This is a genomic window from Vibrio sp. Hep-1b-8, from assembly GCF_006124995.1.
In the GTDB taxonomy this organism is placed as follows: Bacteria; Pseudomonadota; Gammaproteobacteria; order Enterobacterales; family Vibrionaceae; genus Vibrio.
This window is the reverse complement of the sequence record NZ_QEWN01000013.1, coordinates 37274-52742: the sequence shown is the minus strand read 5'-3', so window position 1 is coordinate 52742 and position 15469 is coordinate 37274. Positions and strand designations below refer to the sequence as shown.

General features: G+C 45.8%; 12 protein-coding genes and 1 pseudogene. 8 read left to right on the top strand and 5 right to left on the bottom strand.

Features of this window, described 5'->3' with window-relative positions:
- The coding region (locus DA100_RS04460; RefSeq protein WP_240800875.1) for a 2Fe-2S iron-sulfur cluster-binding protein at positions 1-429 on the bottom strand (429 nt) is incomplete at its 3' end.
- Positions 429-2246 carry a fumarate reductase (quinol) flavoprotein subunit gene (frdA, locus tag DA100_RS04455; protein ID WP_138971084.1) on the bottom strand — a complete coding sequence of 606 codons (1818 nt, stop codon included), beginning with the start codon at positions 2244-2246 and terminating at the stop codon, positions 429-431. The genes DA100_RS04460 and frdA, both read right to left, overlap by 1 nt.
- 422 nt (positions 2247-2668) lie before the next feature.
- On the opposite strand from frdA, the gene epmA reads away from it, so the two are divergent.
- From epmA to cysE, 5 genes are all read left to right on the top strand, one after another.
- On the top strand, positions 2669-3640 hold the full coding sequence (gene epmA / locus DA100_RS04450; RefSeq protein WP_138971083.1) for an elongation factor P--(R)-beta-lysine ligase: 972 nt from the start codon (positions 2669-2671) through the stop codon (positions 3638-3640).
- A 146-nt stretch (positions 3641-3786) separates the two neighbouring features.
- Complete coding sequence (locus tag DA100_RS04445) at positions 3787-4221, top strand: rhodanese-like domain-containing protein (RefSeq protein WP_138971082.1); 435 nt, start codon at positions 3787-3789, stop codon at positions 4219-4221.
- Positions 4222-4379: 158 nt separating this feature from the next.
- Positions 4380-4847 carry a protein-export chaperone SecB gene (secB, locus tag DA100_RS04440; protein ID WP_138971081.1) on the top strand — a complete coding sequence of 156 codons (468 nt, stop codon included), beginning with the start codon at positions 4380-4382 and terminating at the stop codon, positions 4845-4847.
- Positions 4848-5023: 176 nt separating this feature from the next.
- Entirely contained in the window at positions 5024-6055 is a 1032-nt protein-coding gene (gpsA, locus tag DA100_RS04435; protein ID WP_138971080.1) for an NAD(P)H-dependent glycerol-3-phosphate dehydrogenase, read from the top strand.
- A gap of 61 nt (positions 6056-6116) precedes the next feature.
- Positions 6117-6938 carry a serine O-acetyltransferase gene (gene cysE, locus DA100_RS04430; RefSeq protein WP_138971079.1) on the top strand — a complete coding sequence of 274 codons (822 nt, stop codon included), beginning with the start codon at positions 6117-6119 and terminating at the stop codon, positions 6936-6938.
- Between the two features lie 100 nt (positions 6939-7038).
- On the opposite strand, the gene DA100_RS04425 is transcribed toward cysE, so the two are convergent.
- The 3 genes and pseudogenes from DA100_RS04425 to argE all read right to left on the bottom strand — a co-directional run bounded on the left by DA100_RS04425 (position 7039) and on the right by argE (position 11992).
- A complete protein-coding gene (locus DA100_RS04425) occupies positions 7039-7578 on the bottom strand; it encodes a PadR family transcriptional regulator (RefSeq protein ID WP_138971078.1) in 540 nt (179 codons plus the stop codon).
- A gap of 392 nt (positions 7579-7970) precedes the next feature.
- A pseudogene (gene ppc / locus DA100_RS04420) lies at positions 7971-10604 on the bottom strand (phosphoenolpyruvate carboxylase).
- Between the two features lie 251 nt (positions 10605-10855).
- Entirely contained in the window at positions 10856-11992 is a 1137-nt protein-coding gene (gene argE, locus DA100_RS04415; protein WP_138971077.1) for an acetylornithine deacetylase, read from the bottom strand.
- 153 nt (positions 11993-12145) lie between these two features.
- On the opposite strand from argE, the gene argC reads away from it, so the two are divergent.
- The 3 genes from argC (at position 12146) to DA100_RS04400 (ending at position 15308) form a co-directional block, all read left to right on the top strand.
- Positions 12146-13150: an N-acetyl-gamma-glutamyl-phosphate reductase gene (gene argC, locus DA100_RS04410; RefSeq protein WP_138971086.1), complete on the top strand. Its 1005-nt coding sequence runs from the start codon at positions 12146-12148 to the stop codon at positions 13148-13150.
- A 37-nt stretch (positions 13151-13187) separates the two neighbouring features.
- Entirely contained in the window at positions 13188-13982 is a 795-nt protein-coding gene (gene argB / locus DA100_RS04405) for an acetylglutamate kinase (RefSeq protein ID WP_138971076.1), read from the top strand.
- Between the two features lie 111 nt (positions 13983-14093).
- Positions 14094-15308: an argininosuccinate synthase gene (locus tag DA100_RS04400; RefSeq protein ID WP_138971075.1), complete on the top strand. Its 1215-nt coding sequence runs from the start codon at positions 14094-14096 to the stop codon at positions 15306-15308.
- Positions 15309-15469 lie beyond the last annotated feature (161 nt).

Sequence of the window (15469 nt, the reverse complement as noted above, 5' to 3'; positions counted from 1 at the left end):
GTACTTCGCCATCTGTTCAGGAGTTTGGATGTTAGTCCCATCTTCTGGCTTGCGGTCGTTACCGATAATGTATGGTTTGATCGCTTCAAGGCGCTCAATGAACGGCGTCATATCAACGATAAGATCTTTCTCAATCGGGAAGTTCGCTAGTGGTTCAATTTTCACACCGTTCGGGTAGTCACGTAAGAAGCTCTTACACGCTAGCTTAGGTACACCGTTTACCATGATGCCGCATGAACCACAGATAGCCATACGACAAGACCAGCGGTATGACAGATCTTTGTCTAGGTTATCTTTGATGTAGCCTAGCGCATCAAGCGTAGACATGGTTTCATCAAACGGTACTTCAAAGGTTTGAAAGTGCGGCTCTGCGTCATGCTCAGGGTCATAGCGCAGAATCTCGACTTTTTGGATGCGATTGCCTGACATTATGCTTGCTCCTCTGCATTCTTCTCTGCTGCTTTAGCTGCTTCTTCAGCCGCTGCTTTCTCTGCTGCTTCACCGTATAGACGAGCTTTTGGCTGTGACTTAGTGATTGTCACTGTGCTGTAGTCGATTGCAGGTGCTGCATCTTCTTTGTAGAAGGCCAGAGAGTGCTTGAGGAAGTTCACATCGTCACGCTCCGTACAACCATCATCTAGACGCTGGTGGGCACCGCGAGACTCTTTACGTAAGATTGCTGAGTGAACCATAGCTTCTGCTACTTCTAGGCCATAACCCACTTCGATAGCGTATAGAAGGTCAGTGTTAAACACTTTGCCCTTATCTTTGATGCTGATGCGCTTGTAACGCTCTTTTAGTTCAGTGATTTTGTCGATCGTCGCTTGCATCAGATCTTCTTGGCGGTAGATACCACAGCCCGCTTCCATGGTGTGACCCATTTCAGTACGGATTGTTGCCCAGTTCTCATCACCTTCTTGGTTCATCAGAGCGGCAATACGTTCTTCAACCGCTTTAACTTGAGCTGCGATGGACTCTTCGTTCCAGCCTTTGAATTCAGCCGCACGTTTCACAGCTTGCTCACCCGCTACACGACCGAATACCACAAACTCAGCCAGTGAGTTTGAACCTAAACGGTTCGCACCATGCAGACCTACAGACGCACACTCACCGACTGCGAACAGACCTTTAATGCGTGTTTCACATTCGCCGTTAGTCTCAATACCACCCATGGTGTAGTGCACGGTTGGACGAATTGGGATGGGTTCTTTTGCTGGGTCTACGTTTACGTAAGCTTTAGCCAGTTCACAGATGAACGGCAGACGTTCTTGAAGGTACTCTTCACCCAAGTGGCGAAGGTCTAGGTGCACCACGTCACCCAGAGGGTGCTTGATGGTGTTGCCTTTTTGTTGTTCATGCCAGAAAGCTTGAGAAACTTTGTCACGTGGACCCAGTTCCATGTATTTGTTCTTCGGTTGACCAACTGGAGTCTCAGGTCCCATACCGTAATCTTGTAGGTAACGGTAGCCGTTCTTGTTAACGATAATACCGCCTTCACCACGACAGCCTTCCGTCATTAGGATGCCTGTACCTGGTAGACCGGTTGGGTGGTATTGAACGAACTCCATATCACGTAGAGGTACGCCGTGGCGGTAAGCCATTGCCATACCATCACCCGTAACGATACCGCCGTTCGTATTACAGTGGTAAACGCGGCCAGCACCACCAGTAGCTAGAACAACCGACTTGGCTTTGATCGTAACCAATTCACCTTCTGACATGTGAATCGCGATAAGACCCTGAACCTCGCCTTCATCGACAAGAAGGTCTACCACAAAATATTCATCAAAACGTTTGATGTTTTGGTACTTCATCGAGGTTTGGAACAAAGTGTGAAGCATATGGAAACCAGTCTTATCGGCAGCAAACCATGTACGTTCAACCTTCATACCGCCAAAGCGACGAACGTTAACTTCACCGTTCTCTTTACGGCTCCATGGGCAACCCCACTGTTCCATTTGAATCATTTCGCGAGTTGCGTTCTTCACGAAGTACTCAACAACATCCTGTTCACAAAGCCAGTCACCACCACCAACGGTATCGTTGAAATGGTTGTCTAGGCTATCTTCATCCTTGATAACTGCGGCTGAGCCACCTTCTGCAGCGACCGTATGGGAACGCATTGGATAAACTTTAGAAATCAGTGCAACTTCTAAGTCAGGGTTTGCTTCAGCTGCTGCTATAGCAGTGCGAAGACCAGCGCCGCCTGCGCCGATCACTGCGATATCTGTGGTGATAATTTGCACAGTTATCCTCCAGTGTGAAAATGCGGAATAGTCCGCTTGTTATAATTAATTGGGGAATGCCCCAAAAGTGGTAGGGCTAGTGTAGAAGAGCTACATGGCAGAAAAATTGATGTATTTGGGTTTTTGCTCTGGTAGTGCATATAAGAGCATAAAATTTATAGGTTATGTGATTGCAATCACGGCAAAGAAGGTTTGCTCTTCTTAGATCGCACCGTGTTTTGTTAAATGACTGTTGCGTAACATTTGTTTGATTGATAACAGGCTGGTGGCGAATGTTTTCTGCACTGTAATACGATAAATACTTGCTTCAAAAATAGACAGAGTGGTGTGTTGTGCAGAGTACAAATGTCGACGTTTATTGCTAGGAAAAGTCGGATAAACTTGATACTTTCTCGCCAGATTAACCCAAAGAGAGTTTTCCAATGAACCACGACTGGCAGCCAACTGCTTCAATTGAACAGCTTCGTCAACGTGCTGATCTAGTGAGTCAGATTCGTCAATTCTTTCGTGCCCGAGATGTATTGGAAGTCGATACACCCGCGATGAGTCATGCCACCGTCACCGATATTCATCTGCATACTTTTCAAACAGAGTTTGTCGGCCCTGGTTATGCCGATGGTAGCAAACTCTATTTTATGACTAGTCCAGAATTTCACATGAAACGCCTACTGGCAGCGGGTAGTGGCTGTATCTATCAGATTAATAAAGCTTTTCGCAATGAAGAAAACGGTCGTTACCATAATCCGGAGTTTACTATGCTGGAGTGGTATCGCGTGGGTTTTGACCACCATAAATTGATGGATGAGATGGACGATTTGCTACAACTTGTTCTCAAATGTGGCCAAGCTGAGCGCATGACCTACCAGCAAGCCTTCATCAATGTACTTGGAGTGTGCCCTTTAGAAAGTACGATGGGTGAGCTGAAGGAGGTTGCAGCCAAGTTGGGTTTAAGGGATATCGCTGAACCAGAACAGGATAGGGATACGCTTCTCCAACTGCTGTTCAGTGTGGGTGTGGAAGCTAAGATTGGCCAAAATGTCCCTGCTTTTGTTTACGATTTTCCAGCGTCACAAGCGGCATTGGCAAAAATCAATGCGGAAGATCCAAGAGTGGCGGATCGTTTCGAGGTTTACTTTAAAGGTATCGAACTGGCGAATGGCTTCCATGAGCTCGACAATCCGAGTGAACAACTAAAACGCTTCGAATCAGACAATGCTAAGCGAATAGAGATGGGGCTCAACCCACAGCCGATCGACTACCACCTTATTGCCGCTCTGAAATCGGGGCTGCCAGAATGTGCTGGAGTCGCCTTAGGCATTGATCGCTTAATTATGCTTGCGTTCGGCTGTGATCACATTGATCAGGTGACGGCATTTCCGTTTCCAATTGCGTAGCGAAAAGTGCAACAGATTCTTATTCTGAGTGTAATTGGCTCGCTTAGGCATCTTAACCTCGCTATACTTCCAATCTGAATTTTTAGCCTAGGGCAGTCACACATTGTTGGAAATGTGGGCGGTTCTATCATCAAAGAGCACAGGACATGCAAGAGTACATCGCATTTTTTCAAGAGAACATGATTCTATCTTTGGTATGGGTGGGTCTATTAGTCGCCCTTATCATGAACATTGTTAAATCATCTACTGCCGCTTACAAAGAGATTACAGCTGCACAAACGACACAACTTATGAACCGTGAAAATGGTGTAGTTGTTGATATTCGTAGTAAAGATGAGTACCGCAAAGGGCATATTACAGATGCAGTTCACATTTTGCCGTCTGATATCAAGGCTGGCAACTTGGGTAGTCTTGAAAACCACAAATCAGCCCCAATCATTGTAGTATGCAAGACAGGTCAAACGGCTCAAGAGAGTGCTAATCTTCTTGCCAAAGCAGGCTTTGAAAACGTCAACCTGCTTAAAAATGGTTTGATTGCTTGGAGTGAAGCCAACATGCCTTTGGTTAAAGGTAAAAAGTAGATTAACTCGCTAATACCTTAAACGCTGATTGAAAAATCAGCGTTTGTCTTAGAGAGATGTGAACAGTTCCACGAAAATCATTGGAAACCTAGTCATTCCCAACTCTCTCGGTTAATCTCCAAGCAGATATTTTATTGCAGGATTAAAGGATTTTTAAAATGGCTGAAGCAGCACCACAACAAGAAGCGCAAAACTTCGCAATCCAACGCATCTTCCTTAAAGATGTTTCTTTTGAAGCTCCAAACTCACCTAGCATGTTCCAAAAAGACTGGAACCCAGATGTTAAACTGGATCTAGATACTCAAAGCCGTGAACTTGGTGAAGGTGTTTATGAAGTGGTTCTTCGTCTAACAGTGACAGTGAAGAACGCAGAAGAAACAGCGTTCCTATGTGAAGTTCAGCAAGGTGGTATTTTCACTGCTGAGAAAATGGAAGCAGGCCAGCTAGCACATTGTTTAGGTGCATTCTGCCCGAACATCCTATTCCCATACGCGCGTGAGACGATCTCAAGCTTAGTCGTTAAAGGTACGTTCCCTCAACTAAACTTAGCACCAGTTAACTTTGACGCTCTGTTTATGAACTACCTACAGCAGCAAGCTCAGCAAGAAGGCCAAGCTGAAGCATAATCAGTGAGACCTCTGATCAGTCAGAGGTATGGTATAAAATGCACAGAGTGTCTTGCACAAGATACGATGTGCATTTTTTGTTTTACGTGCCAGTTACTGGGTTTTTGTTACTAATTTCTAAACGCTAGAGAGTAGTAACAAGATTCTAGTCAACCTAATGACAATCAGGCGGAACAATGAAAGACAACACCAACAATGCTTACGGTAAAGAAATTGCAATGACAGTCCTAGGTGCTGGCTCATACGGCACTTCACTTGCAATCTCACTCGCGCGAAATGGTGCGAACGTAATCATTTGGGGCCACGAACCAGAACATATGGCTCGTCTAGAAGCCGACCGAGCTAATCACGAGTTTTTACCTGGGATTGAATTCCCAGATTCACTGATCGTTGAATCCGATTTAAAAAAAGCGGTTCAAGCGAGTCGCGATCTTTTGGTGGTCGTTCCAAGCCATGTGTTTGGTATTGTGCTAAATAACGTCAAGCCATACCTGCGTGAAGACTCTCGAATTTGCTGGGCGACGAAAGGTTTGGAGCCAGAAACGGGTCGGCTACTTAAAGATGTAGCAAATGAAGCGCTTGGTGAAGGGTACTCGTTAGCAGTCCTTTCAGGTCCTACCTTTGCTAAAGAGTTGGCGATGGGAATGCCGACTGCCATTTCTGTGGCTTCTCCTGATGCTGCTTTTGTTGCCGATCTTCAAGAGAAAATTCATTGCAGTAAGACATTTCGAGTTTATGCCAACAGTGACTTTATCGGCATGCAATTAGGTGGTGCGGTTAAGAACGTGATTGCGATTGGTGCAGGCATGTCTGATGGCATCGGCTTTGGTGCCAATGCGCGTACAGCACTCATCACCCGTGGTCTTGCTGAAATGACACGTCTTGGTGCTGCGCTAGGTGCTCAACCAGAAACCTTTATGGGTATGGCTGGTCTTGGTGACCTTGTTCTGACCTGTACCGATAACCAGTCGCGCAACCGTCGTTTTGGTTTAGCGTTAGGTCAGGGTAAAGATGTCGATACGGCACAGCAAGAAATTGGTCAAGTAGTGGAAGGTTACCGCAATACCAAAGAGGTCTACCTATTGGCTGAGCGTATGGGCGTAGAGATGCCGATTGTTGACCAAATTTATCAAGTATTGTATCAAGGAAAGGATGCCAACTTGGCGGCCAAAGATTTACTTGCCCGAGATAAGAAAGCGGAAGCATAAGAGTACGACAGCAACACTGGATTTGTATCTAGATACTAGGGATTCAGTTCTAGGAAACGACATGAAACAATGTGAGAAACAGAAGGTATGGCACACCATTGTGAAGGAAGCACGTGAGCTTTCTGAGCAAGAGCCAATGTTAGCCAGCTTTTATCATGCGACCATTATTAAGCATGATAGCCTAAGCGCAGCGCTTAGCTATATTTTGGCAAACAAGCTAAATACGGCTTCTATGCCTGCAATGGCGGTTAGGGAAGTGGTAGAAGAAGCGTTGAATGCTGATCCGAGTATCAGCTCAGCAGCGGCCTGTGATATCTGCGCTACTGTTACTCGAGATCCTGCTGTTGCTATGTACTCAATGCCACTGCTCTATTTAAAAGGCTACCACGCGCTTCAGGGGTATCGAGTTGCCAACTGGCTATGGAAGCAGGGGCGTATCGCTTTAGCAACCTATCTACAAAATCAAATTTCTGTTGCGTGTCAGGTTGATATCCACCCAGCGGCTAAGATTGGCTATGGTATCATGCTTGACCATGCCACTGGGATCGTCATTGGTGAAACAGCGGTTGTTGAGAACGATGTGTCGATTCTTCAGGATGTCACGTTGGGCGGTACAGGTAAAGAGTGTGGCGATCGCCATCCTAAAATCCGTGAAGGTGTCATGATTGGTGCGGGTGCCAAAATACTGGGTAATATTGAAGTGGGAGAAGGGGCGAAGATTGGTTCTTGCTCGGTCGTGCTTCAACCAGTGCCTGCCCATACAACCGTTGCTGGTGTACCTGCTAAGATTGTGGGTCGCCCAACAACCGATAAACCGTCGTTGGATATGGATCAGCAATTTAACGGCAAGTCGCAAAGTTTTATCGGTGGCGATGGGATATAGCGTTAAGAACGCTTCGTTCCGAGTTTGGGTTTTATTAATTGAATTTTAAAGAAAAGGGTTGGCACTAGGTGCCAACCCTTAAATTTTTCTCACTTCTCGGTTACGCTAGCGTATCCAATTCAGTCAGTACTTCTTGAGCCCACTCAACCCATGCTTGGCGAATCAGTAGGTTTCTGCGAAGCGTTAGACGTTCTAGACGTTGCTGCTTATCAAGTGTTGATGGCGTTGAGTAGTAAGCGTTTTCAATCTCTTGATAGTGAGCTACGAGCTTACGTGACTCTTCAACAAGTTCACCTAGCTGGGTACGGAATGGCGCAGAAGGTTGCACGGCACAAGCCATCAGCTTTGCAGAGAACTCGTCGCGAACCGTTGGGTGTGCGGTTGGTTGGTCGAACCATTCACCAAGAGCGGCGCGGCCCGAATCAGTAATTGAGTAAACCTTACGGTCTGGTTTTCCTTCTTGGGGTTCAAGAACACAAGTAACAAGATTGTTCTGAGCCATCTTATTAAGCTCACGGTACACTTGCTGGTGGCTCGCCTTCCAGAAGTAACCAATAGTCGCTGAAAATTCTTTAGTGATATCGTATCCAGTAGCGTCGCGCGTGCTTAATACGGTCAAGATAACGTGTGGTAATGACATGTCTTCAATCCAAATGGTCAATAAACTACAAAACTTAACCACTTCTTACAGTCGTGCTTCTAAAGGCACTCATTATCAGTATTTAAAGTGGCACCAACAAAGTTGGTCATGTCACCTAAAAAAGCCGTTTATCACCTAGGATCGATAAAAAGATTATCGAAAGCTGCAGTCTGTAGATTATATAGTTAACCGCAGCGGTTGAGTAGTATATCTAAATAATAAGCATAAAGTAGAATAGAAGGACAAAATATCCCAAAAAAGTTACAAATAACTGCTTTAGGTTTATTTTGCGGGATATTTATCTTTGTTATGGTTGCTAATGTCTCTCGGGTGACATTATTTACTATCAAAGAAAAGGTTGGTGTGATGACACCAACCTTTAACTGTGAGGGTTAGCCCGTGTTTCGCATACCCGCAGCAATACCCGCTATCGTAACCATCAGCGCTTCTTCCAGTTCTGGAGCGGCTTCTTGATCTTGACGAGTACGGTAAAGCAGTTCTGCTTGCAGCATGTTCAATGGTTCAACATAGATGTTACGTAAGCGGATGGACTCTTGTCCCCAAGGGTCACTTTGCATCAGGTTCTCGTTGTTCTCTACATTAAGCACTGCTTTGATATCTTTCTGCAGTTGTTCACGTAGACGATCACCCAGTGGCAGTAGTTTAGGGTCTACCAAGCGTTCATCATAGTAACGAGAAATTTCCATATTGCACTTAGTGTAAACCATCTCAAGCATACCAAGACGTGTAGAGAAGAATGGCCATTCGCGACACATTTCCTCTAATAGCGCTTGATGTCCTTTGTCTACGGAGTATTGAATTGCCTCACCTGCACCTAGCCATGCTGGAAGGACAAGACGGTTTTGACTCCAAGAGAAAATCCATGGAATTGCACGTAGGCTTTCTACGCCACCGTTAGGATTACGTTTAGCTGGTCGAGAACCAAGCGGTAGCTTACCCAGTTCCAACTCTGGCGTTGCTTGACGGAAGTAAGGCACAAAATCTGGCTCGCCACGAACGATGTTTCGGTATGCTTCACAGCTGACCTCTGACAAGACGTTCATCAAATCACGCCATTCTTGTTTTGGCTCTGGTGGTGGCAGTAGGTTTGCCTCAAGGATTGCACTTGCATAGAGGCTAAAGCTATTGACAGCAACTTCTGGAAGCCCAAGCTTGAAGCGAATCATTTCGCCTTGCTCTGTCACACGCAGACCGCCTTTTAGACTCTTTGGTGGCTGAGAAAGTAGTGCTGCATGCGCTGGTGCGCCACCGCGACCAATAGTACCGCCTCGGCCATGGAATAGGGTCAGTTCGACGCCCTCATCTTCAGCCACTTTTACAAGAGATTCCATGGCATGGTATTGAGCCCAGCCAGCAGACATCACGCCTGCGTCTTTAGCCGAATCTGAATAACCGATCATGACCATTTGATGGTTTTGAATAAAGCCACGGTATAGGTCGATGCCCATCAATTGTTTGATGACAGACTCTGCGTTGTTTAAGTCGTCTAACGTTTCAAACAATGGACAAACGTCCATACGATAAGGACAACCCGATTCTTGTAGCAACAGGTGAACGGCGAGTACATCGGAAGCGGTACGAGCCATCGAAATGACATAGGCACCGAAAGCTTCACGAGGTTGAAGGGCGATGATATTACACGTGTCCAAAACCTCTTGAACGGCTTCAGATGGCTGCCAATCGCGTGGTAGTAGTGGACGTTTAGAGGCTAACTCGTTAGTTAGAAAAGCAATCTTATCTTGCTCGCTCCAATGGTTGTAATCACCAATACCTAGGTAGCGAGTCAGCTCAGACAATACATCTGAATGACGGGTACTTTCTTGACGAATATCGAGACGAACTAGATGGACACCAAAAGCTTTGATTCGGCGTAGGGTATCGAGTAATGAACCGTCAGCAATGATACCCATGCCACATTCGTGTAGGGATTGGTAACAGGCGTAGAGAGGTTCCCACAACTGTTCGACACGTTGCAGCGGCGCTTTGACCGCCAGTTTTTGACCATGAATCTTGGCGTCGAGAATCTCTTTGGTTTCGTTTAACAGCTCTCGAAGTTGCTTCAGTACAGCGCGGTAAGGTTCATGTTCATCGTCCCCCGCGAGTGCACGAACCGCGTCGTTACATTTGGTCATCGACAATTCGCTAACCAGTTCGTTGATATCGCCTAGGTAGAGATCGGCCGCTTTCCAACGTGAGAGCAGTAGTACTTCACGAGTAATGGTATGGGTGACAAATGGGTTACCATCTCGGTCACCACCCATCCATGATGAGAAGTGAACTGGTCGTGCATCAATAGGTAGCCCTTCGCCTAGATAGCCTTCCAAACGTTGGTCTAGTTCTCTTAAAAAATCAGGTACCGCTTCCCATAATGAGTTTTCAACCACTGCAAAGCCCCATTTGGCCTCATCAAGTGGTGTTGGGCGCTGTTGACGGATGGTATCCTAGTGCCAACTTTGTGCGATTAACTGCTCAAGACGACGTTCCGTTTTTTGGCGCTCTTTAACGGATAGATCACTCAGTTCCAGTTTAGAAAGGCACTTGTTGATCTTAATCAGCTTGTGAATCATGGTTCGACGAGTGATTTCAGTAGGATGCGCGGTTAGTACCAACTCAATATTTAGATCGCGTACAGCTTGGGCTGTATCAAGTTTACTGATGTCGTTTTGAGCCAGTTTTGAGAAAAGCGTATTGATAGCGTCTGGTTCGCATACATGAGCATCGCAGTGACGTGAAATCGTATGGTACTGCTCTGCCATGTTCGTTAGGTTTAGAAATTGGTTGAATGCATGAGCAACTGGAGTCAGTTGATCATTTGGCAGGCTTTTTATTTCATCAATCAAGCTTTTTCTATCTTGCAGATTGTCTGCGAGGGCGGACTTGGAAAGTTTACGAATGGTTTCTACTTTCTCTAGAAGTACGTCACCATGTGCGTCCTTGATGGTGTTGCCGAGCAAGTGTCCTAGCATGCTCACATTGCTTCTGAGCGCAGAGTATTTCTCGTTCATTATCTTCCTGCCTTGTAAAAAAATTACATCCAATGTTTCTTTGTTAGGTAGACAATCTAGCGAAAAATATCGCCGCGAGTCAAATACTGTAGGCTAAGTTTGCAAATATTGTGCAAATGAATGTAACGTCCAAAGATGCATGCGATTGACTAATTATGTTGAAAATTTATTACAAAAAAGGTTGGCGTAACACGCCAACCCTTCAATTTATCCGAATCCACTATTCAAGAGCGATTGCTTCTTCTTTGCCTCTAAAAACAATACTTATGCATCGCTTTTGACAAAACATCGATCGTTGGATCAATAAACTCGAACGCGAGGAATTCATCCGGTTGGTGCGCTTGATCGATTGACCCCGGCCCTAGAACGAGAGTCGGGCAGAGTTGTTGCAGGAAAGGCGCTTCTGTGCAGTAGTTGACAGTTTGAGATTCGAGCCCACAGATCTCTTCCACACCACCAATAAATGGGTGGTCATGCTGACATTCATAACCCGGAATGGGTTCATGAAGTGGAGTAATGCTGATTCGGCCAGGCCACTTAGCTTCAACTTCTTTAAGTGCGCCGCGCAACATATTGTCCAAGCCGTCTAAACTGATGCCCGGTAAAGGACGTACATCATAATGCAGTTCGCAACAACCACAGATGCGGTTCGCACTGTCGCCACCATGAATATGACCAAGGTTAAGAGTGGGACTAGGGATAGCAAAACCTGGGTGGTGGTACTCTTTGATCAATTTATCGCGTAGCTGCATTAGTGCAAATAGAACTTCATGCATGATCTCAATCGCATTCACACCTAATGAAGGATCTGAAGAGTGCCCGGATTTCCCCGTAACTCGCACGGCATTGGCGACATGGCCTTTGTGACCTCGGATAGGCACTAAGCTGGTTGGCTCACCAATAATGCAGTAGTCCGGTTTAAACGGTGCATTCTCAGTAAAGTGGCGTGCACCCAGCATGGTTGTCTCTTCATCACAGGTAGCCAGTATATAAAGAGGCTTGGTCTGTTTACTCCAATCGACTTTTTTTACGGCTTCTATAATAAAGGCGAAAAAGCCCTTCATATCTGCCGTACCTAAACCATAGAAGCGATTGTTTGCTTCAGTTAACGCGTGAGGTTCAAAATTCCATCGCCCTTGATCGAATGGCACGGTATCGCTGTGACCCGCGAGTAGCAGACCACCTTCTCCACTGCCTTTCTTGGCAATTAGATTGAGTTTCCCTTCTTCGACGGTTGTGACTTCGACGCTGAAGCCGACATCCTTTAGCCATCCTGCTAATTTTTCAATGACTTTGGCGTTGCCTTCATCCCAACTTGGGTCTGTCGAGCTAATAGAAGAGGTGGAAATCAGGCCGCTGTAGACCTCAAGAAAACTTGGTAATTTCATATTTAGTTTACATTCCCTGTTGACAGAGTACGGTTAAGAAGGTAAAACACATATTAAATCACTTTTATTGAATAAAAAACCAATAAAAGCGAAATTAATTAAATTTATAGTCACTCATTGAGTGGTGATTTTAGGTCGAATTGGATGTCTCAGATGCTTAAAACCACAATCATAGGCGCAAGCGGTTATACCGGAGCAGAGCTTGCTCTGATGGTGCACAAACACCCTGAACTTACGCTATCAGGTTTGTATGTTTCCGCCAATAGCTTAGATGCGGGGAAATGCATCTCGCAATTACACGGTAAGTTAGCTGGGATTATTAGTCAGTCTGTACTTCCTCTTACTGATGTTGAAGCTGTCGCAATTGGAAGTGATGTGGTGTTTTTAGCGACCGCACATGAAGTCAGCCACGACCTAGCTCCTCTTTTTCTTGCTCAAGGCTGTCAGGTCTTCGACTTGTCTGGCGCTTTCCGTGTAAAGAAAGAAGGGTTCTATAACCAGTTTTACGGTTTTGAGCATCAGCATGAATCTTGGCTAGATAACTCGGTTTATGGCTTAGCGGAATGGAACGATGACGGAATCAAGCAGTGTCAGCTTATCGCTGTCCCTGGTTGTTACCCAACAGCGTCTCAATTGGCAATTAAACCGTTATTGGAAGCGGGTCTTGTTGATGAAAGTCAGTGGCCAGTGATCAATGCGACTAGCGGTGTCTCTGGAGCGGGTAGAAAGGCAACCATGACCAATAGCTACTGCGAAGTGAGCTTACAGCCTTACGGTGTATTTAATCATCGTCATCAGCCAGAAATTGCTAGCCACTTAGGTCGTGAGGTGATTTTCACACCGCATCTTGGCAACTTTAAACGCGGGATACTTGCCACGATCACGCTCAAACTTGCTCAAAATGTGACAGAGCAGCAGGTCGCTCAAGCATTTCATGCAGCTTATGAAAATAAGCCGGCAGTGCGTCTCACCGTTGACGTGCTACCAAGTATTCAAAATGTAGAAAATACACCTTTCTGCGATATCGGCTGGAAGGTTCAAGGTGAGCACATCATCGTAGTCTCTGCGATTGATAACTTACTAAAAGGTGCATCAAGTCAAGCGATGCAATGTTTAAACATCCACTACGGATTTCCAGAGTTAACTGCCCTTATTTAGGCAAATACGCTTAAGCAAGTAGGTAAAGGGACGAGTAATGACAGATAACAAATCAACTCCATTAGTGATCAAATTAGGCGGTGCTGCACTGTCTTGTACTGAGACTCTTAGCCAGATATTTGGCGCAATTGCGAATTATCAAAAGCAGGCTCAGCGACGAATTGTGATCGTCCACGGAGGGGGTTATCTGGTGGACGATCTAATGGCTGCCCTACAACTTAAAACAGTGAAAAAGGGCGGCCTAAGAGTCACTCCTTACGATCAAATTGGAGTGATTACCGGTGCTTTAGCAGGCACGGCAAACAAGATGCTGCAAGGTCAGGCGATTAAAGATGGGCTGAATGCGGTCGGTCTAAGCCTTGCGGATGGCGGGCTATGCCATGTTGAAGAGCTCGATCCTGAGTTGGGTGCGGTTGGCAAAGCAACCCCAGGCGACTCAACCGTGCTTCAAGCTGTTCTTGCCGCTGGCGCTTTGCCAATCATTAGCTCGATCGGCTTAACAGCAAATGGTCAGATGATGAATGTGAATGCCGATCAAGCGGCAGTTGCTGTCGCAGGTGCTCTCGACGCTGAGTTAGTTCTGCTATCAGACGTGAGTGGTGTTCTCGATGGAAAAGGTCATTTGATCAAGAGCCTTGATGAAAAGCAAGCACAGAGCTTAATTCAAGGGCATGTGATCACTGACGGTATGATCGTCAAAGTGAACGCTGCACTTGAAGCTGCGAACGATTTAGGTCGCCCAATTGAAGTTGCGACTTGGCGTTACCCAGACAAGCTGGTTGATCTGTTTGCCGGACAAAGCATCGGAACTCAGTTCTTACCTAAGCAATAAACCAATGAATTAGCTGCAACGCATGTAGCGGTGCAGTCAAAAAAAACAATCAGGATGTAACCCGTAGCACTGACCGCCAAGCGCAGAGCCGGGATTTTGGAGAAAAGAAAGATGAGCAAAGTTCAAGTAAATAAAGTTGTTGTCGCATACTCTGGCGGTCTGGATACTTCAGTCATTATTCCGTGGCTAAAAGAGAACTATGACTGTGAAGTTATCGCATTTGTCGCAGATGTTGGCCAAGGTGCAGAAGAGCTAGAAGGTATCGAAGCAAAAGCAAAAGCTTCTGGTGCATCTGAGTGTTATATCGCGGATCTAAAAGAAGAGATGGTCGCGGAATACATTTATCCAACGCTTAAAACGGGCGCTTACTACGAAGGTAAGTACTTACTAGGAACCTCAATGGCGCGTCCGATCATTGCTAAGGCTCAGGTAGAAGTAGCACGTAAAGTAGGTGCGGATGCACTGTGTCACGGTTGTACTGGTAAAGGTAATGACCAAGTTCGTTTTGAAGGAGCATTCGCCGCTCTAGCCCCGGATTTGCACGTTATCGCACCTTGGCGTGAGTGGGATCTTGTTAGCCGTGAAGAGTGTCTTGACTACCTCGCTGAGCGTAATATTCCGTGTACCGCATCATTAACGAAAATTTATTCACGTGATGCAAACGCATGGCATATCTCAACCGAAGGTGGTGTTCTTGAAGAGACTTGGAATGCGCCGAATGAAGATTGCTGGGTTTGGACTGTTGATCCAGAGCAAGCGCCAAACGAAGCGGAATATGTCACGCTAAAAGTTGAAAAAGGCGAAGTGGTTGCTGTTGATGGTGAAACAATGACGCCATACAACGCACTGGTTTACCTAAATGAAAAAGGTGCTAAACACGGTGTAGGGCGTATTGATATCGTCGAGAACCGTTTGGTTGGTATGAAGTCACGTGGTTGTTACGAAACTCCAGGGGGCACTATCATGATGGAAGCACTACGTGCAGTAGAGCAACTGGTGCTGGATAAAACATCATTTGAGTTCCGTGAAGAGCTAGGCCTAAAAGCATCTCATCTAGTGTACGACGGTCGTTGGTTCACACCGCTATGTAAATCGATTCTCGCTGCATCAGAAGAGCTGGCTCAGGACGTGAACGGTGAAGTAGTGGTTAAACTATACAAAGGTCAAGCGACAGTGACTCAAAAGCGTTCAGACAACAGCCTATACTGTGAGAAGTTTGCGACCTTCGGTGAAGACGAAGTGTACGATCAAAGCCACGCGGAAGGCTTCATTCGTCTCTACTCGCTATCAAGCCGTATTCGTGCGTTGAATAGCCAGAAAAAATAATTGAGATATGCATTAACAGTTAGAGCCCATTTGGTATCCAAATGGGCTTTTTACGTATATGTTCATCGCAGATGAGTGATAGATTTCATCGTGAATAAATATGTAAAAATAATGAATTAATACTTTATTTTTGTTGGGTTTTGCCGTAACTTTGATTCATC

Bases quoted from the DNA above. Each gene is read 5' to 3' on its own strand.
- secB (WP_138971081.1), top strand. From the start codon at position 4,380: ATGGCTGAAGCAGCACCACAACAAGAAGCGCAAAACTTCGCAATCCAA.
- argE (WP_138971077.1), bottom strand. From the start codon at position 11,992: ATGAAATTACCAAGTTTTCTTGAGGTCTACAGCGGCCTGATTTCCACC.
- DA100_RS04400 (WP_138971075.1), top strand. From the start codon at position 14,094: ATGAGCAAAGTTCAAGTAAATAAAGTTGTTGTCGCATACTCTGGCGGT.
- epmA (WP_138971083.1), top strand. From the start codon at position 2,669: ATGAACCACGACTGGCAGCCAACTGCTTCAATTGAACAGCTTCGTCAA.
- argB (WP_138971076.1), top strand. From the start codon at position 13,188: ATGACAGATAACAAATCAACTCCATTAGTGATCAAATTAGGCGGTGCT.
- cysE (WP_138971079.1), top strand. From the start codon at position 6,117: ATGAAACAATGTGAGAAACAGAAGGTATGGCACACCATTGTGAAGGAA.
- gpsA (WP_138971080.1), top strand. From the start codon at position 5,024: ATGAAAGACAACACCAACAATGCTTACGGTAAAGAAATTGCAATGACA.
- argC (WP_138971086.1), top strand. From the start codon at position 12,146: ATGCTTAAAACCACAATCATAGGCGCAAGCGGTTATACCGGAGCAGAG.
- DA100_RS04445 (WP_138971082.1), top strand. From the start codon at position 3,787: ATGCAAGAGTACATCGCATTTTTTCAAGAGAACATGATTCTATCTTTG.
- DA100_RS04425 (WP_138971078.1), bottom strand. From the start codon at position 7,578: ATGTCATTACCACACGTTATCTTGACCGTATTAAGCACGCGCGACGCT.